15 protein-coding genes and 1 pseudogene are annotated in these 17307 nt (G+C 59.7%); 8 read left to right on the top strand and 8 right to left on the bottom strand.

The window, feature by feature from the left end; translation table 11 throughout:
- Positions 1-4: 4 nt before the first annotated feature.
- The gene (locus ACM6JQ_RS22660) at positions 5-784 is read right to left on the bottom strand and encodes an IclR family transcriptional regulator (protein WP_007914208.1); all 780 of its coding nucleotides are present in this window, start codon (positions 782-784) and stop codon (positions 5-7) included.
- A 164-nt stretch (positions 785-948) separates the two neighbouring features.
- Here ACM6JQ_RS22660 and hmgA point away from each other — a divergent pair, with 164 nt between their 5' ends.
- The 4 genes from hmgA to ACM6JQ_RS22640 all read left to right on the top strand — a co-directional run bounded on the left by hmgA (position 949) and on the right by ACM6JQ_RS22640 (position 5707).
- Positions 949-2253: a homogentisate 1,2-dioxygenase gene (gene hmgA / locus ACM6JQ_RS22655; protein ID WP_007914207.1), complete on the top strand. Its 1305-nt coding sequence runs from the start codon at positions 949-951 to the stop codon at positions 2251-2253.
- Between the two features lie 3 nt (positions 2254-2256).
- The gene (fahA, locus tag ACM6JQ_RS22650; RefSeq protein ID WP_414894706.1) at positions 2257-3561 is read left to right on the top strand and encodes a fumarylacetoacetase; all 1305 of its coding nucleotides are present in this window, start codon (positions 2257-2259) and stop codon (positions 3559-3561) included.
- A 12-nt stretch (positions 3562-3573) separates the two neighbouring features.
- Positions 3574-4209, top strand: a complete 636-nt coding sequence (gene maiA, locus ACM6JQ_RS22645; RefSeq protein ID WP_007914205.1) for a maleylacetoacetate isomerase — start codon at positions 3574-3576, stop codon at positions 4207-4209.
- 142 nt (positions 4210-4351) lie between these two features.
- On the top strand, positions 4352-5707 hold the full coding sequence (locus tag ACM6JQ_RS22640; protein WP_007914203.1) for an MFS transporter: 1356 nt from the start codon (positions 4352-4354) through the stop codon (positions 5705-5707).
- Between the two features lie 87 nt (positions 5708-5794).
- On the opposite strand, the gene ACM6JQ_RS22635 is transcribed toward ACM6JQ_RS22640, so the two are convergent.
- Entirely contained in the window at positions 5795-6598 is an 804-nt protein-coding gene (locus ACM6JQ_RS22635; RefSeq protein WP_007950287.1) for a SirB1 family protein, read from the bottom strand.
- A 185-nt stretch (positions 6599-6783) separates the two neighbouring features.
- On the opposite strand from ACM6JQ_RS22635, the gene ACM6JQ_RS22630 reads away from it, so the two are divergent.
- On the top strand, positions 6784-7803 hold the full coding sequence (locus tag ACM6JQ_RS22630) for a Leu/Phe/Val dehydrogenase (protein ID WP_007914197.1): 1020 nt from the start codon (positions 6784-6786) through the stop codon (positions 7801-7803).
- A 140-nt stretch (positions 7804-7943) separates the two neighbouring features.
- On the opposite strand, the pseudogene ACM6JQ_RS22625 reads toward ACM6JQ_RS22630, so the two are convergent.
- Positions 7944-8198: pseudogene (locus tag ACM6JQ_RS22625) on the bottom strand (YebG family protein); the annotation flags it as partial.
- Positions 8199-8537: 339 nt separating this feature from the next.
- Between ACM6JQ_RS22625 and ACM6JQ_RS22620 the strand changes: the two are divergent.
- A complete protein-coding gene (locus tag ACM6JQ_RS22620) occupies positions 8538-9038 on the top strand; it encodes a phosphate-starvation-inducible protein PsiE (RefSeq protein WP_026000737.1) in 501 nt (166 codons plus the stop codon).
- Here ACM6JQ_RS22620 and ACM6JQ_RS22615 read toward each other — a convergent pair.
- The 3 genes from ACM6JQ_RS22615 to ACM6JQ_RS22605 form a co-directional block, all read right to left on the bottom strand.
- Positions 9035-9352: a DUF3509 domain-containing protein gene (locus ACM6JQ_RS22615; protein ID WP_007914191.1), complete on the bottom strand. Its 318-nt coding sequence runs from the start codon at positions 9350-9352 to the stop codon at positions 9035-9037. The two genes, ACM6JQ_RS22620 and ACM6JQ_RS22615, sit on opposite strands and share 4 nt — an antisense overlap.
- 245 nt (positions 9353-9597) lie before the next feature.
- Positions 9598-10899, bottom strand: coding sequence for a serine/threonine transporter (locus tag ACM6JQ_RS22610; protein ID WP_095112650.1), 1302 nt, complete (start codon positions 10897-10899; stop codon positions 9598-9600).
- An 86-nt stretch (positions 10900-10985) separates the two neighbouring features.
- Positions 10986-12362: an L-serine ammonia-lyase gene (locus ACM6JQ_RS22605; RefSeq protein ID WP_414894705.1), complete on the bottom strand. Its 1377-nt coding sequence runs from the start codon at positions 12360-12362 to the stop codon at positions 10986-10988.
- A gap of 135 nt (positions 12363-12497) precedes the next feature.
- Between ACM6JQ_RS22605 and ACM6JQ_RS22600 the strand changes: the two genes are divergently transcribed.
- Both ACM6JQ_RS22600 and ACM6JQ_RS22595 read left to right on the top strand, forming a co-directional pair.
- Positions 12498-13445 carry a LysR substrate-binding domain-containing protein gene (locus ACM6JQ_RS22600; RefSeq protein WP_007914183.1) on the top strand — a complete coding sequence of 316 codons (948 nt, stop codon included), beginning with the start codon at positions 12498-12500 and terminating at the stop codon, positions 13443-13445.
- 200 nt (positions 13446-13645) lie between these two features.
- On the top strand, positions 13646-14053 hold the full coding sequence (locus tag ACM6JQ_RS22595) for an HPF/RaiA family ribosome-associated protein (protein ID WP_007914181.1): 408 nt from the start codon (positions 13646-13648) through the stop codon (positions 14051-14053).
- A 241-nt stretch (positions 14054-14294) separates the two neighbouring features.
- On the opposite strand, the gene ACM6JQ_RS22590 is transcribed toward ACM6JQ_RS22595, so the two are convergent.
- The gene (locus tag ACM6JQ_RS22590; protein ID WP_414894704.1) at positions 14295-14663 is read right to left on the bottom strand and encodes an endonuclease domain-containing protein; all 369 of its coding nucleotides are present in this window, start codon (positions 14661-14663) and stop codon (positions 14295-14297) included.
- 289 nt (positions 14664-14952) lie between these two features.
- A complete protein-coding gene (gene fecA, locus ACM6JQ_RS22585) occupies positions 14953-17286 on the bottom strand; it encodes a TonB-dependent Fe(3+) dicitrate receptor FecA (RefSeq protein ID WP_414894703.1) in 2334 nt (777 codons plus the stop codon).
- Between the last annotated feature and the right edge of the window lie 21 nt (positions 17287-17307).

Genomic DNA, 17307 nt, shown 5'->3' with positions numbered 1-17307 from the left:
GCGTTTATCGTTCATAACCCATCCGCCAACTCACGGCCCGCGTCGCCGCCAGCAACCGCTGCGCCGCCGGGCCGTTTTCGTCGGCGTGGAACAGCGAGGTCGGGCCGACAATGGTCAGCACGGCGGCGACCTGGCCGACAGCGTTGAACACCGGTGCGGACAACGCATCCACACCCGGCATCAGCAAACCATGCACATGATGCAGACCGCGTTCGCGGATCTGTTCACACAGTGATACGTAAGTCTTCTCGTCCTTCAGCGGATGATCGGCAGCGGCAATCTCCTGAACGCGCAAATCATCGGTTTCGCGATGTGGCAGATAAGCACTGAATACCAGCCCGGTCGATGAACTGAGCAACGGCAATACCGAACCCAATTGCGTCACCACCGTCACTGCACGCACCGCCGGCTCGATGTGCACAACGGTTGCGCCTTGGTTGCCCCACACCGCCAGAAAGCAGGTTTCGTTGAGTTCGTCGCGCAGTTCGGCCAACGGCAGGGCGGCGACTTTCAGCACGTCCATACTGTTGAGTGCGGCGAGGCCTACACGCAAGGCTTCGCGGCCGAGGCCGTAATGGTTGGTCGCGGTGTTTTGCTCGGCAAATCCTGAAGCGATCAACGCCTGCAGATAGCGATGAACCTTGCTCGCCGGCATCTGTACATGTTCGGCCAGACGCGACAATGAAGTGGACGGCGACAACTCGGCCAGAGCCTTGAGGATGTCGGTGCCGACTTCGGCGGAGCGGACTTTCTGTTTGCCGTTGCTGTCGCTGGTTTTTTCCATGGTGCGGCCGGGTTCCGAAACGAATGGGCGTCTTTATAGCTTGACGCTGGATAGCGAGCAAATTACGTTATGCGTAATCGAATTACGATAATAACAACCCCGGCGTGCCGAAACCTCTGAGCCAGAGCGATGGGCCACTGCCGACTCCCTGTTCAGGAGGCTCCATGAACCTCGATTCAACCGCTCAGGCGCTGGCGTATCAGTCCGGTTTCGGCAACGAATTCAGCTCTGAAGCGTTGCCCGGCGCGCTACCCGTCGGCCAGAATTCTCCGCAAAAAGCGCCGTACGGTCTCTACACCGAATTGTTCTCCGGCACCGCGTTCACCATGACCCGCAGTGAAGCGCGGCGCACCTGGATGTACCGGATTCAGCCTTCGGCCAATCACCCGGCCTTCGTCAAACTGGAAAGACAACTGGCCGGCGGTCCTTTGGGCGAAGTGACGCCCAATCGCCTGCGCTGGAATCCGCTGGAGATCCCGGCCGAGCCAACCGATTTCATCGACGGTCTGGTGAGCATGGTCGCCAACGCTGGCGCGGAAAAGCCGTCCGGCATCAGCATCTACAACTACGTCGCTAACCGTTCGATGGAACGCGTGTTTTTCAACGCCGACGGCGAACTGCTGCTGGTGCCGCAACTCGGTCGATTGCGCATCGCCACCGAACTCGGTGTGCTGGAAGTGGCGCCGCTGGAAATCGCCGTGCTGCCGCGCGGCCTCAAATTCCGTGTCGAATTGCTCGACCCGCAAGCACGCGGCTACGTCGCCGAGAACCATGGCGCGCCGTTGCGCCTGCCGGATCTGGGGCCGATCGGCAGCAACGGTCTGGCCAATCCGCGTGACTTCCTCACCCCGGTCGCCGCTTACGAGAACCTCCAGCAGCCGACCACGCTGGTGCAGAAATTCCTCGGCCAGCTATGGGCCACCGAACTCAATCACTCGCCGCTGAACGTGGTCGCCTGGCACGGCAATAACGTGCCGTACAAATACGATCTGCGCCGTTTCAACACCATCGGCACCGTCAGCTTCGATCACCCGGACCCGTCGATCTTCACCGTGCTGACCTCGCCGACCAGCGTGCACGGTCTGGCCAACCTCGACTTCGTGATCTTCCCGCCACGCTGGATGGTCGCCGAGAACACCTTCCGTCCGCCGTGGTTCCACCGCAATCTGATGAACGAATTCATGGGCCTGATCCAGGGCGAATACGACGCCAAGGCCGAAGGTTTTGTGCCCGGCGGTGCGTCGCTGCACAGCTGCATGAGCGCCCACGGCCCGGATGGCGAGACCTGCACCAAAGCGATCAACGCCGAACTCAAACCGGCAAAAATCGACAACACCATGGCCTTCATGTTCGAGACCAGCCAGGTGCTGCGCCCAAGCCGCTTCGCCCTCGACTGCCCGCAACTGCAATCCACTTACGACGCTTGCTGGGCCACGCTGCCCGCGACGTTCGACCCGACCCGGAGATAACCCATGACTCAGACTTCCACTACCCGCAGTTGGGTTGCCTCGGCCAACGGCCACGCTGATTTCCCGCTGCAGAACCTGCCGCTGGGTGTGTTCAGCAGCAACGGTGCGCCGCCGCGCGCTGGCGTGGCGATTGGTGAACACATCTTCGATCTGCAAGTGGCGCTGGAAGCCGGGCTGTTCGACGGCGTCGCGCGCAGTGCGGTCGAAGCCATGCACGGCGGCCAGTTGAACGCGTTCTTCGAACTCGGTCGCGAGGCACGTGTGGCTCTGCGTTCGCGTCTGCTGGAACTGTTCAGCGAAGGCAGCACTCACCGTGGCAACATCGAAGCCCAAGGCGCGAAATTGCTGCCACTGGCCGCCGATTGCCAGCTGCATCTGCCGGCACGCATCAGCGATTACACCGACTTCTACGTCGGCATCGAGCACGCGCAGAACGTCGGCAAACTGTTCCGTCCGGATAACCCGCTGCTGCCGAACTACAAGCATGTGCCGATCGGCTATCACGGTCGCGCCTCCACCGTGCGCGCGTCGGGCACTGACGTACGGCGTCCGAAAGGCCAGACCTTGCCGGCCGGTCAGACCGAGCCGACGTTTGGTCCGTGCGCACGCCTGGACTATGAGCTGGAGCTGGGCATCTGGATCGGTCAGGGCAACGAGATGGGCGATTCGATCGCCATCGCTGACGCGGCTGATCACATCGCCGGTTTCTGCCTGCTCAACGATTGGTCGGCACGCGATATCCAGGCTTGGGAATACCAGCCGCTGGGTCCGTTCCTGTCGAAAAGTTTTATCACCAGCGTCTCGCCGTGGGTGGTTACCGCAGAAGCGCTGGAGCCATTTCGCACCGCGCAACCGAAGCGTCCTGAAGGTGATCCGCAGCCGCTGCCGTACCTGTTCGACAAGCGCGATCAGGACGGCGGTGCCTTCGACATCGAACTGGAAGTGTTGCTGCTCACCGAAGCCATGCGCGAGCAGAACCTGCCGGCTCATCGCCTGACGCTGAGCAACACCCGTTACATGTACTGGACCGTCGCGCAAATGGTCGCGCACCACAGCGTCAACGGCTGCCAGTTGCAGGCCGGTGACCTGTTCGGTTCGGGCACCTTGTCCGGCCCTGAGAGCGGTCAGTTCGGTAGCCTGCTGGAAATCACCGAGGGCGGTAAAAAGCCGATTGAACTGGCGTCTGGCGAGGTGCGTAAATTCCTCGAGGACGGTGACGAAATCATTCTGCGCGCTCGTTGCGCTCGCGATGGTTTTGCTTCGATCGGCTTCGGCGAGTGCCGCGGCAAAGTGTTGCCGGCGCGCTGACAGGAGCGGCATATGGATCTCTATACCTATTACCGTTCGACCTCGTCGTACCGGGTGCGAATCGCGCTGGCGCTGAAGGGTCTCGACTATCAGGCGTTGCCGGTCAATCTGATCGCACCGCCGGGTGGCGAGCATCGCCAAGCGGCGTATCTGGCGATCAATCCACAGGGCCGGGTGCCGGCCTTGCGCACTGACGAAGGCGGTTTGCTGATTCAGTCGCCGGCCATCATTGAGTACCTGGAAGAACGTTATCCACAGGTGCCGTTGCTGCCTGAAGATCTGCTTGCCCGTGCGCAGGTGCGGGGTGTGGCGGCGGTGATCGGCTGCGATGTGCATCCGCTGCACAACGTCAGTGTGCTCAATCGCCTGCGTCAGTTGGGGCACGATGAGGCGCAGGTGGTGGAGTGGATCAGTCACTGGATCAGCCAAGGGCTGGCGACGGTGGAGCAGTTGATTGGCGATGAGGGTTTCTGTTTCGGCGAGTGGCCGTGTGTGGCCGATGTGTACCTGATTCCGCAGTTGTATGCGGCTGAGCGGTTCAATGTCAGCCTTGAGGCGTATCCGAACATTCGTCGGGTCGCCGCACTGGCGGCTGAACATCCTGCGTTCATCAAGGCGCATCCCGCCAACCAACCAGACACCCCATAACCCTGTAGGAGTGAGCCTGCTCGCGATGAGGGAGTGTCAGTCACTCAGTTTCTGACTGACCCACCGCTATCGCGAGCAGGCTCACTCCTACAAGGGAATATCGCCATTCGCATAATCATAAAAACAAAACAGGTACCTTGCGATGCACAACCAGATTGCCAGCTTCCGGGCGGCACTCGACGCCCGTCCTGTGTCCCGCTATCAGTGGTTGCTCTTGATCCTGCTCGCCTTGCTGCTGGTCACCGACGGTTATGACGCTCAGGTGCTCGGTTACGTGGTGCCTGCGCTGGCGCAGGACTGGGGCCTGGAAAAGTCTGCGTTCGGGCCTGTGTTCAGTGCCAACCTGCTAGGCCTTACCCTCGGTTCCTTGGCGGTCACGCCGCTGGCTGACCGCTTTGGCGTGCGCCGGATTCTGCTCGCCTGCGTGCTGATCTACGCCACGCTGACGGTGCTGATGGTCTTCGCCGACTCGCTGAACACACTGATGATCGCGCGCTTCATCTGCGGTATCGGCATGGGCGGGGCGATGCCCAGTGCCATGGCATTGATGTCGGAATATTCGCCACCGCGTTTGCGCACCTTGATGGTAACGCTGGCGGCGTGTGGTTTTTCGTTCGGTGGCGCGGCGGGTGGTTTCGTCGCCGCCGGGTTCATCGACCAGTTCGGCTGGCAAGCAGTGTTTCTCGCCGGTGGCGTTACGCCGTTGCTGTTGTTTCCGTTTCTCTGGTGGATGCTGCCGGAGTCGCTGCCACGTTTGCTGCGTGATGAACCGCCGTATACGCGGCTGCGCAAAGTCACCGCGCGCATGCTGCCGGACTGGCAACCACCGCTGGCGACTGCCGAGCAGAACGAACGTGAGCAGGGCAGCAAACTGACCGTGGTCGAATTGTTCCGTAATGGCTACGCGCGGCCGACCTTGCTGATCTGGGCAACGTTTTTCGTCAGCCTGATTCTGTTGTATTTCATGATCAGCTGGCTGCCGACGTTGCTGCTGGAAAGCGGCCTGAAACTCAACGAAGCCAATCTGGTGACGTCGATGTTTCTGTTCGCCGGCACCTTGGGCGCGATCTGCATGGCCTGGTTCGCTGACCGCTTGAAGCGCAAGGTGCGATTGTTGTCCGCAGTGTTGGCCGGTGCGGCGCTGTGCACGATTTTGCTCGGGCTCAATCACGACAACCCGCGTTATCTGGTCGCCTGCGTGTTCGCCGCCGGGTTCTGCATCATCGGCGGGCAACTGACGCTGAATGCGTTTGCCAGCAATTTCTACCCGGCGCATGTGCGTGCGACCGGCACCGGTTGGGCATTGGGCGTGGGTCGCTTCGGTTCGATTCTCGGGCCGCTGTTTGGCAGCCTGCTGCTGGCGATGCACATTCCAGTGACGCAGATTTTCTTCTTCTGTGCGATCCCGGCGGTCATCGCCGCGCTGCTGATTATTCAGGTGCGTTCGCCTTCCGAAGGAAATTCGGCAGTTGGAGTGGGGATATCTGTCAAATCCTGAAGAGCAAAAGATCGCAGCCTTCGGCAGCTCCTACATGGGAATGCATATTTCAATGTAGGAGCTGCCGAAGGCTGCGATCTTTTGCTTTTAATGGACGACTGAGTTGGGCGGAAGGTGTCCGAGGCGTTCAGTCAGCCGCAGGCGCTGAATCGGGTCGTCGCTGAGCATCAGCGCGTGTTCCAGATCAAAGCGCTCGGCATTCGGGCAGTCGAGCCGCTGATAAAGACTGGCTCGGGCCAGGTAATCAGCGGCGCCAGCGTCACCCAGTTCGAGCACGCGTTCGGCGTCGATCAGTGCGGCAATGAAGTCATCATGCGTCAGGTGCAACTGCCGCAGGTTGCGCGACAGGCGCTGAAGCATTTGCACCGGCGAGGCGGTCAACAGATGCTCGGCGTTGAGCTTCATATTCGGCCCATACTGGCGCTGCAACAGTTCGCGACAATCATTGGGGTACAAGCGCCGGCCGCCGCACGGATCAAGCAGGTGATCGGCGCCGGGCACGCGCAGCAGGAAGTGTCCGGGGAAGTTGACCCCGACCAGAGGAATCTCCAGCCCTCGCGCCAGCTCCAGGGCAATCAGCGCCAATGCCAACGGTTGGCCGCGACGGGTCTGCATCACTTTGTGCAACAGCGCCGCCTGCGGGCGCAGCGGCAGGAAGTCGTCCTGGGCAAAGCCCAGATCAGTCATGCGGCGCAACAGGGGCTGCGCCAGTTCACTGACCGGCAGCATCGGCAAGCCGTAACTGACGCGTTGTTGCAGGTCTTTGAATTCTAGTAACAGCGCTTCAGGATCGACCGCTTTTTCGTGCTCGGCCGCCATCCATAGCGCGGCTTCGAACAGCGCGGGCGGTGAACGGTGCAGGCATTCGAAAAAACGTTGACGCGCACTCATCGAAATCTCCGGGGAATGCCTCGTTTTAGCCCGGTCCGGGTCATTCGTCCAGTGCCTCGCAGCACAGCTGTCGGGTTATGCCGCAAAGCTGTTGTCGGCGCGGGCGCTTATTCCGGTGTGCTCCAGCAATTTTCAGGCGCAGGCCTATACTGGCGTTCTACAAGAAGTGATTCGGGAGCCCAACGATGTTTGCGCTCATGCAAAGCACTCGCCTGGAATCGCTGCACCTTAGCGTTGACCCGGTCTCCGGGTTGAAGGCGGTCATTGCCATCCATAACAGTCGCCTCGGGCCAGCCTTGGGTGGATGTCGTTATCTTGCCTATCCCAATGACGAATCTGCCGTCGAAGATGCCATTCGCCTCGCTCAGGGCATGAGCTACAAAGCCGCGCTGGCGGGGCTGCCGCAAGGCGGTGGCGTTGCAGTGATCGTGCGTCCGGTACACGTGGAAAACCGTGGTGCACTGTTCGAAGCGTTTGGCCGTTGCATCAATCAGCTTGATGGTCGCTACATCACCGCCATCGACAGCGGTACCTCGGTGGCGGACATGGACTGCATCGCTCAGCAGACCCAGCATGTCACCAGCACCACGTCGGCCGGTGATCCCGCACCACACGCAGCGATGGGCGTGTTTGCCGGAATTCGGGCGACCGCCATGGCACGGCTGGGGAGCGACAATCTCGAAGGTTTGCGCATCGCGGTTCAGGGCTTGGGCAATGTCGGTTACGCGTTGGCCGAGCAACTCCACGCCGCCGGGGCAGAACTGCTGGTCAGCGACATTGACCATGGCAAAGTGCAACTGGCGATGGAACAACTCAACGCTCACCCGATCGCTAACGACGCGTTGCTCAGTACGCCGTGTGACATCCTCGCGCCGTGCGGTCTGGGCGGGGTTTTGAACAGCCACACGGTCACGCAACTGCGTTGCTCGGCCGTGGCCGGTTCGGCAAACAACCAACTGACGCACCTGGATGTCGCCGATCAACTGGAACGGCGCGGGATTCTGTATGCGCCGGACTATGTGATCAATGCCGGAGGCTTGATCTACGTCTCGCTCAAGCATCGCGGCGAAGAACTGACCACCATTACCGCGCATCTGTCGAAGATCAGCTCTCGACTCACCGAAGTATTTGCCCATGCACAGGCGGAAAAACGTTCGCCGGCGCGGGTGGCGGATGAGTTGGCGGAGAAAGTTTTGTATCGTTGAAAAAGCAAAAGATCGTCCGATCGCGGCCCGAGCCTTCGGACGATCTTTTAGGGCGTTGCTTACTTCGCCGCTTTTGCTGCTTTGGCTGGCTTCGCCGGCGTTTCAGCGGGTTCCGCTGCTTGCGCATTATCGACCGGCTCGGCCGGTGCGTTGAGCAGCTCGGACAGTGCATCCGGCTGGCTCTTGAACGCCCGGGCGAACACATCGCGATTCTTCGCCATGTAGATCCCGGCTTCTTCCACTTGCTGTTCAGTCAGCGACGGAACCGCTTTTTGCAGCACATCGGCCAGATATTCGGCCAGTTCGAGCATTTTGTCATGACGGTCAGCTTCGGCTTTATCCATGAACAAGCGCTCCAGATCTCGGCTGCTGCGGTATACCACTTCGACGGCCATTCACCACCTCACATGCCTTCACATTAAGTTGTCTTGACGACTACTGTATCCATATACAGCGAAAAGGATAAGCGAATCCCTGCGCCATGGGTAGTGGCTTTTCAATGTAGACCGGATTTCGGGTTTGTCAGATGGACCTTATCGTCTGCATTCGCGAGCAGGCTCGCTCCCACAGGGATTGTGCATAACCCTGGGCCTGCGACCAAACGCCACGGCGCGGGTTTGGCGGCGTCTCGCCATGATGGCGTGGCCTCTTTTCTGCATGAAAACCGTTACGTGCAGAAAACCGTCACGTCCAACACGCATCATCCGCTCGCATTCGAGCTAAGGAACATCATCGTGAAAATCAACTGGGCCGAGAAACTGCGGCAAAACGTGCATCAACTGGCCGAGTCCCTGGGTAACCTCTTCGTCGAGACCTTCCACTATCTGGCGCTGTTCGCCATCGGTGCGGTGACGGCGTGGGCGGCGGTGATGGAGTTTCTCGGGATGCTCGAGGAAGGCCACATCAAGATCGATGACATTCTGCTGCTGTTCATCTATCTGGAATTGGGGGCGATGGTCGGGATCTACTTCAAGACCAACCACATGCCGGTGCGCTTCCTGATCTACGTGGCGATCACCGCGCTGACCCGCTTGCTGATCTCCAACGTCTCGCACCACAACCCGCCGGACATGGGCATCATCTACCTGTGCGGCGGGATTCTGCTGCTGGCGTTCTCGATTCTGGTGGTGCGTTACGCCTCGTCACAATTTCCTTCGGTGAAGATCGAGAAACCGCAGCGCAAACTTGGCGCCGGTTCCAGCGAGCATCCGGAAGTCGAGAAGGGCGAGCTTTAAAGCCCGGCCGCTTGCCCTGGCCGGCCGCTGACACGTGGCGGTGGCGGGATTATCCCGCTACCGCTGGTCATGGCTTCGAGGATCGCCATGGCGCTGTGGCCTTGTTCGATGGCGATGCCGAATTGAATGCTTTGCACCAGACGCTTGAGGCGCACGGGGTCGTTGCGCTGCTCGGCGCTGATCATGCGCTTGGCCACGATTCGGCCGCTGTTGGACAGGGTCAGCATGATGCTGCCGTCCAGGCCCTGAATGCTCAGGTTGATCTGATAGTCCGGCGCGAAGGCATCGGTAATGATCTGAAAAGGATTGTCCATGATGCGTCACCGCCTGATTGAACGTGCAGTTGTTGACCGGCCGTGATCGGGTTGGTTCGCCCAACCGGATCATCGGCGATTCCGTGGCCTGTATTTGTTGCTTCATGTAGGAGCTGTCGAGTGAAACGAGGCTGCGACAGCTCTCACAGGGGAGTAGCAAGGGCTGTGCCGGGAAAATTGTCGAACAATGAACACGGGCATAAAAAAGGCGAGCCACGCGGCTCGCCTTTTTTAATGGCGCGTTTTCAGGGCAGAACCGAGTAGATGATCGCTGACAGTGCAATCAGACCGATCAACACCACAAACACGTTGGACACCTGGCCCGAATACTGGCGCAACGCCGGCACGCGACGGATGGCGTACATCGGCATCAGGAACAACAGGCAGGCAATCACCGGCCCGCCGAGGGTTTCGATCATGCCGAGGATGCTCGGGTTGAAAGTCGCCACGGCCCAGCAGCTGAGGATCATGAACACGGCGGTCGCGCGGTTCAGCCAGCTCGCCGACATGACCCGGCCACGGCTGCGCAGGCTTTTCACGATCATGCCCTGAAAACCTTCGCTGGCCCCGATGTAGTGGCCGAGAAAGGATTTGGTGATCGCCACCAGCGCAATCAGCGGCGCGGCGTAAGCGATCACTGGCGTCTGGAAATGGTTGGCCAGATACGACAGGATCGAAATGTTCTGCGCCTTCGCTGCCGCAAGATCCGCCGGCGACAGCGCCAGCACACAACTGAAGCAGAAGAACATCACCGTCACCACCATCATGCCGTGGGCCATGGCGAGGATGCCGCTGCTTGTGCGTTCGGCCTGCTCGCCGTAGCGTTGTTTCTGATCAACCGCGAACGCGGAGATGATCGGCGAATGGTTGAACGAGAACACCATCACCGGAATCGCCAGCCACATTGTCTTGAAGAAAACAGACATCGGCATGGCCTCTTGAGCGCTGGCGAAAAACGCGCCGTTCCAGTTCGGGATCAGGCTGAGCGCGAGCAGCAGCAACGCCGCAACAAAGGGATAAACCAGCACGCTCATGGCTTTGACGATGACGCTTTGCCCACAGCGCACAATCGCCATCAAACCGAGGATCAACACCAGTGAGAGGATCGCCCGTGGCGGCGGGGCGATGTGCAATTGGTGTTCAAGAAAGCTGCTCAGGGTGTTGGTCAGCGCCACGCTGTATACCAGCAGGATCGGGAAGATCGCAAAGAAATACAGCAGCGTGATCAGCTTGCCGGCACCGATGCCGAAGTGTTCTTCGACCACTTCGGTGATGTCCCCGGAGCGCCCGGACAAGACAAAACGGGTCAGGCCACGGTGAGCAAAAAACGTCATCGGGAAGGCCAGTACAGCCAGAATCAGCAACGGCCAGAAACCACCGACGCCGGCGTTGATAGGCAGGAACAAGGTACCGGCACCGATCGCGGTGCCGTACAGGCCGAGCATCCAGGTGGTGTCGAATTTGTTCCAGCCCTTGTGGGCCGTTTCTGCATTGCGTGTGCGATCTACAGCGGGATTTTCGGCAGCAGGTGTACGTACATCGGTCATCGGTATCGCCTCGTTATTATTTTTGCTCGGGCTCACGGTTGGCAGACCGTCGGGTGCGGTCTGCCGGGGCGGTCAGGGAGTGCGCCTCAGCATTCCACCCAGCTCACGGCAAGGCCGCCCCGTGAAGTCTCTTTGTATTTGTCGTGCATGTCGGCGCCGGTGTCGCGCATGGTGCGGATCACCCGGTCGAGGGAAATGAAGTGCTTGCCGTCGCCGCGCAGGGCCATTTGCGTGGCGTTGATCGCTTTCACGGCAGCGATGGCATTGCGCTCGATGCATGGCACTTGCACGAGGCCGCCGACCGGGTCGCAGGTCAGGCCGAGGTTGTGTTCCAGGCCGATTTCGGCGGCGTTTTCCAGTTGCTCCGGGGTGGCGCCGAGCACATCGGCCAGGCCGGCAGCGGCCATCGCGCAAGCCGAACCGACTTCACCCTGGCAGCCCACTTCGGCGCCGGAGATCGAGGCATTCTTCTTACAGAGAATGCCGACGGCGGCCGCGCCCAGGAAGAAAGCGACGACATCATCGTCAGACGCGTCCGGATTGAATTTCATGTAGTAGTGCAGAACTGCCGGAATGATCCCCGCTGCACCATTGGTCGGCGCGGTGACCATGCGCCCGCCGGCGGCGTTTTCTTCGTTGACGGCGAGGGCGAACAGGTTGACCCATTCCATTGCCGATAGCGTCGAACTGATCACGTTGGGCTTGCCGATCTCCAGCAGGCTGCGGTGCAGTTTCGCCGCACGGCGCGGCACGTTCAGGCCGCCGGGCAGAATCCCCTCGTGGCGCAGGCCTTGTTCAACGCATTCACGCATCACCGACCAGATGTGCAGCAGACCCTGACGGATTTCGGCGTCGCTACGCCAGGCGCGCTCGTTGGCCATCATCAGTTCAGAGACGCGCAGGTTGTGCTGCTTGCACAGCGCCAGCAGTTCGGCGGCGCTGGCGAAATCGTACGGCAACACCACGTCACCGGCCGGGGCTACGCCGGACTCGGCTTCGGCCGCTTCGATGATAAAACCGCCGCCAACCGAGTAGTACGTTTGCTCGAACAGTTCGGCCGTTTCGCCAAAGGCTGTCAGGGACATGGCGTTGGGGTGGTAGGGCAGGCTCTCGTCAAGCAGCAGGAGATCGCGCTGCCAGTCGAAGGCAATTTCTCTCTGACCGGCGAGGGACAGTTGGCCTGTCTCACGCAGTTGCTGGATGCGGGGATCGATGGTCGACGGATCGATGCTGTCCGGCCATTCGCCCATCAGGCCCATCACCGTGGCGCGGTCAGTGGCGTGACCGACACCAGTGGCCGACAGCGAACCGTATAAACGGATTTCCACACGGCGTACATCGTTCAACAGATGTTGATCGATCAGCGCCTGAGCGAAGGTCGCTGCCGCCCGCATCGGGCCGACAGTGTGGGAACTGGACGGGCCGATGCCGACTTTGAATAGATCGAAAACACTGATAGCCATGCTAAACCCTTACAAGCAATGGAGTAGGAATCGCTGCCATTTTTTGTAGGACAAGCGCAATGTCGGCGATACTGCCTACCTCGGTCCTACGTGACTAACGAAACTTCCTAAGTAAGCCTTTAGCAGGACTAAACGATGAGTCGTCAATTGCATGCCCAGACCTATGTCTGGCTGCAGGTGTTTTCCTGTGCCGCGCGGCACCTGTCGTTCACCCGTTGCGCCGAAGAACTGCACATCACCCCGGGGGCGGTCAGTCAGCAGATTCGTCAGTTGGAAGAGCGCCTGGGTTTTCGTTTGTTTCATCGGCGTGCGCGCGGTGTCGAGCTGAGCGCGGAGGGTCAGCGGCTGGCGATTACCGTCAACGAGGCGTACGGCAGCATCGATGCCGAATTGCGTCGGCTCGACGCCGGAATGATCAGCGGAATTTTGCGCGTGCGCTCGATTCCGTCGTTCCTCAGCAAGTGGCTGACACCGCGCTTGCCACGCCTGCAGCAGCGCTATCCGGACATTCAACTGCGGCTGGTCGCCGAGGACAGCAGCGTACCGTTACACGAGGGTGACTTTGATCTGGCGATCGATCTGAACGACGGCAGTTACCCGGGATTGTTATCCACAGCCTTGCTCGACGAGCAGATTTTTCCCGTGTGTGCACCGAGCCTGTTGCGTGGGCGTCCGCCGCTGCATGGGCCGGCGGATCTGGTGCATTTTCCGTTATTGCACGACATCACTGCCTGGCGTGGCAGTTATGAATACGCAGAGTGGGAGTTTTATTTAAACGCGATCGGCTTTGAAGGCGCCGACGTACGGCGCGGGCATACCTTCAATCGCAATCACCTGACCATCGAAGCGGCGATCGCCGGCATGGGCGTGGCGATTGCCCGCCGCACTTTGCTTAACGATGAGTTGGAACGAGGCACGTTGATTGTGCCGTTCGGCCTGTCGGTACCGAATCACAAACGTTACGTGTTGCTGTATGCGCCGGGGGCGTTGAGCCATCCGGGCGTGCGTGCGGTGCATGATTGGCTGGTCGAGGAGGCGGGGATATTTCGCAGTTTGCACCCGTTGAATGACGGGCAATTGTGAGCGAATTTTGCAGGGTTGCGAGGCGACCCAACTCCCGACCTTACCAGTGCTTTGCCCGGTTGTCCGGCTTTTTTTGCGAATGAATATTTATCTTTTTTCAGGGGTTGAAATGTTCGGCAGTCGGGCCGATTGTTGTAACCAGGAGGTCAGGAAATTCAACTCAAGGCCTCTCACGAGCTAGCTGAAATAAGGGATGAACTATGCAAATCCAAGTCAACAGCGATAACCATATTCAAAGTAGTCAACGACTGGAGGAGTGGGTACGTACAACCATTGAGAGCACGCTCGAACGTTATGAAGAAGACCTGACCCGTGTCGAAGTCCACCTGAGCGACGAGAACGGTGACAAACCAGGTCCCCATGACTTGCGCTGCCAACTGGAAGCGCGGCCAAAAGGCCATCAACCGATTTCCGTGACCCACAAGGCCGATTCGCTGGAACAGGCGATCGACGGCGCTGCCGAAAAACTCGAGCACGCCCTGGAGCACCTTTTCGGCAAACTGCGAGGTAAGCCACGTGCCGCTGTGGTGCCACTCACCGGCAAGGCCAACGACAAGCTGTTGGCGGAAGAGTTTGACGAGAATGAACAGGCAGCGATCAACAGTTGATACGCTGATTTAATAAGCCAACCAATGAGAACGGGCCTGCGAAAGCAGGCCCGTTTTTTGTTTGTAAGCAGAAAAGCCCCTCACCCCAGCCCTCTCCCGGAGGGAGAGGGAGCCTACCGAGGTGTCTGAAGAGGTACGTCGACTTGGAATACCGAGTCGATTATGGATTCAGCAAAGCAATTTCAGGTCGACGGAAATTACGAGCATCTCCCGGTCAGTCCCCTCTCCCTCTGGGAGAGGGTTAGGGTGAGGGCAATCTTCGAACTGCCGCAATTCGTATGATCTGCTCCAGTACTTCATCCATCTGCTGAAGTACCTCCAGATTACTGAAACGCACGACTTCAATAGCCTTTTGATTCAGATAGCGTGTCCGGCGTTGGTCATGAATCACTTCTCGCGTTTCATAGTGCTGACCGCCGTCCAGTTCAATCGCCAATTTCAGCTCGGCACAGTAAAAATCCAGCACGTAAGGCGGGCACGGAAACTGCCGACGAAATTTCAGATTGGCGATTTGGCGGGAGCGGATTTTTTGCCAGAGCAGGTGTTCGCAGTCGGTTTGGTTAACGCGTAGATGGCGGGCGAACTGGGCGAGGGTGGGGCGAGTTTGCATGCTTCACGATCCTTGTGAAGTTGGTTGGATATTTCACTGTAGCTGAGAACCCTCACCCCAGCCCTCTCCCTGAGGGAGAGGGGGCCGACCGAGGTGTCTGGCGTGGTACATCGACCTGACAGACCGAGTCGATTATGGATTCGGCAAAGCGGTTTCAGGTCGAGTCGATTATGGATTCGGCACAGTACGTTCAGGTCGGCGTACCTCGCAAGCATCCCCCCAATCAGTCCCCTCTCCCTCTGGGCGGTCCGACGTTTCGGGAGGGTTAGGGTGAGGGGCTCTTCAACCCTCAGAACGCTACAGAAGTCTGCACATAAACCGTGCGCGGCTCCCCCACATACTTGCCCTTGTTGTTGTCATCAAACGACCGCGTGAAGTACTGCGTGTTGAAGATGTTCTTCACCCCCACCGCCACATTCAGATCCGACAACTGCGGCCCGAAGTCATACCCCGCGCGGCTGCTGAACAGCATGTACCCCGGGATCTTCCCGGTACTGCCATCGGCACTTTCTTTGGAGGTGTTGGCGTTGTCGGCGAACTGATCGCTCTGGAAGCTGCTGTCCAGATTCAGCTTCCATGGCCCCTCGGTGTAACCGACGCCAATCGTGCCCTTGTGTTTCGACGAGAACGGTACGCGGTTGCCCTTGTTCGGTCCGTCTTCGCGGATGGTCGCGTCAACGTAGGCGTAGCTGGCATAGACATCAAAACCGGCGAGCGCAGGGCTCAAGTCATCCAGCGCGTAGTTGATGCTAGTTTCTATACCCTGATGGCGGGTTTCACCACGGGCGATTACCGAGTCGTTGGTCTGGTTGCTTTCGTACTGGTTATCGAAGTTGATCAGGAACGCGCCGATCTCCGCGCGTAACGCACCGTTGTCATAGCGCGTGCCGACTTCCCAGGTGCGCGCCTTTTCCGGTTTCACTTCGCCGCTGGTCACGCGGTTTGGCATCTGGCTGTATTGCACACTGCCGAACGAGCCTTCGGTGTTGGCGTACAGGTTCCAGCTGTCGGTCAGGTGATAAAGCACGTTCAACGCCGGCAGTGCGGTGTTGTAGTCGCCCTTGTATTTGACGTTGGTCAGGTTGTTGGTCTGCTGCGATTCGATCATCTCGTAGCGCACGCCCGGGGTGATCGTCCATTTGCCGATGTCGATGCGGTCGTCGACGAAGAACGCATTGGCCTCGGTGCCGCCACGGGTGTCGCGGTCGTTGCGGCTGGCGGTGGTCGGGTATTCGTTACTGCTGATCGGTGTGCGATAGCGCAGCTCGTGGCCGGCCTCGTTGATATAGCGGTAGCCGACGCCGACTTCATGGCTGGTCGGGCCGAGGTCGAAGCCTTGGGCGAAACGGGTTTCCAGGCCGCGAACCCAATACTCTCGCGGCGACAGCGAAAGGAATGTGCCCTGATCCAGATAGCCGCTGCGCAAGGTCTTGGTGAAAAAGGTGTTGGCGGTGAATTCGCGGCGATCTTCCTGATAGCGATAGCCAAAATTGACCATCGTGCGGCGCCCCCAGAACTGGTCTTTCGGCCGTGTCGACTGGTACGGATCAGCGTCGTAATCAGCAACGTTCAAACCGCCGGGCATGTCGGCCTTGCCTTCGTAATACTGGGCCATGGCGTTGAAACTGTTGGCCTCGTCGAGCTGGTATTTGCCTTTGAGGATCAGGTCGTCGATCTCGGTGTCGCTGTGTTCGCGCCAGTCACCACCACGGGTGCCGGAGTAGAGCAACGCGCCACCGAGGCCATTGGCATTAGTGCCGCCGGCCAGCAGGTTGGCGCTGGTCTTGAAGCCGTCATGGCTCGACGATGGGCTGGTTTCCGTCTGGAAGCCGCCCTTGACCGTTGGCTCGTCGGGAATCGCCCGGGTCACGAAGTTGACCACGCCGCCGACGTTCTGCGGGCCGTAACGCACGGCGCCACCGCCACGTACCACGTCCACGGCATCCATGTTGCCCATGCTGATTGGCGCGAACGATAGCTGCGGTTGGCCATAAGGCGCGAACGGCACAGGAATGCCGTCCATCAATACCGTCGAGCGCGCGGCCAGGCGAGGATTCAAACCACGAATGCCGAAATTAAGCGCCATGTCGTGGCTGCCGGTGCCGTTGTTTTCCGGGGCGTTGACGCCGGGGATACGGTTGAGCACATCACGCGCCTGAGTTGCACCCTGACGTTCGAACTCTTCGCGGCGGATCACGTCGCGAGCACCGGGATGTTCGAACACGTTGATTTGCGCGGCGTCACCCAGCCAGTCGCCGACGACTTTCGAAGTGTCCAGCTCCAGCGCGGCATCCGCCACCGGTTGCAGGCTGAACGCGTTGTTGCCTTCGGTGCGCGCTTGCAGGCCGGTGCCTTCGAGCAGCGCATTCAAACCCTGCTCAGGTGTGTAACTGCCTTCCAGGCCACGGCTTTGCACACCGCTGGTGACTTGCGAACCGAATGAAATCAACACGCCTGCTTCACGACCAAACTGGTTGAGAGCGTTTTCCAGCGACGACGGCGCGATGTGATAAGCCTTGGCTTCAGCAGCCATCGCAACGGGCAGGGCACTGAAACTCAGGCTGGCGCCGAGAACAAGATTGCGCAGGCTGCGAGCCAGTGGTGTGAGGCGGGTGGAGTGCATGTCGGATGATCCTGAGAAGGT

Origin of the sequence: Pseudomonas sp. IT-232MI5, from assembly GCF_949767845.1 — a bacterium.
Lineage (GTDB): Bacteria > Pseudomonadota > Gammaproteobacteria > Pseudomonadales > Pseudomonadaceae > Aquipseudomonas.
This window is presented reverse-complemented; position numbering and strand designations above follow the sequence as displayed.

Bases quoted from the DNA above. Each gene is read 5' to 3' on its own strand.
- ACM6JQ_RS22660 (WP_007914208.1), bottom strand. From the start codon at position 784: ATGGAAAAAACCAGCGACAGCAACGGCAAACAGAAAGTCCGCTCCGCC.
- hmgA (WP_007914207.1), top strand. From the start codon at position 949: ATGAACCTCGATTCAACCGCTCAGGCGCTGGCGTATCAGTCCGGTTTC.
- fahA (WP_414894706.1), top strand. From the start codon at position 2,257: ATGACTCAGACTTCCACTACCCGCAGTTGGGTTGCCTCGGCCAACGGC.
- maiA (WP_007914205.1), top strand. From the start codon at position 3,574: ATGGATCTCTATACCTATTACCGTTCGACCTCGTCGTACCGGGTGCGA.
- ACM6JQ_RS22640 (WP_007914203.1), top strand. From the start codon at position 4,352: ATGCACAACCAGATTGCCAGCTTCCGGGCGGCACTCGACGCCCGTCCT.
- ACM6JQ_RS22635 (WP_007950287.1), bottom strand. From the start codon at position 6,598: ATGAGTGCGCGTCAACGTTTTTTCGAATGCCTGCACCGTTCACCGCCC.
- ACM6JQ_RS22630 (WP_007914197.1), top strand. From the start codon at position 6,784: ATGTTTGCGCTCATGCAAAGCACTCGCCTGGAATCGCTGCACCTTAGC.
- ACM6JQ_RS22615 (WP_007914191.1), bottom strand. From the start codon at position 9,352: ATGGACAATCCTTTTCAGATCATTACCGATGCCTTCGCGCCGGACTAT.
- ACM6JQ_RS22610 (WP_095112650.1), bottom strand. From the start codon at position 10,899: ATGACCGATGTACGTACACCTGCTGCCGAAAATCCCGCTGTAGATCGC.
- ACM6JQ_RS22605 (WP_414894705.1), bottom strand. From the start codon at position 12,362: ATGGCTATCAGTGTTTTCGATCTATTCAAAGTCGGCATCGGCCCGTCC.
- ACM6JQ_RS22600 (WP_007914183.1), top strand. From the start codon at position 12,498: ATGAGTCGTCAATTGCATGCCCAGACCTATGTCTGGCTGCAGGTGTTT.
- ACM6JQ_RS22595 (WP_007914181.1), top strand. From the start codon at position 13,646: ATGCAAATCCAAGTCAACAGCGATAACCATATTCAAAGTAGTCAACGA.
- ACM6JQ_RS22590 (WP_414894704.1), bottom strand. From the start codon at position 14,663: ATGCAAACTCGCCCCACCCTCGCCCAGTTCGCCCGCCATCTACGCGTT.
- fecA (WP_414894703.1), bottom strand. From the start codon at position 17,286: ATGCACTCCACCCGCCTCACACCACTGGCTCGCAGCCTGCGCAATCTT.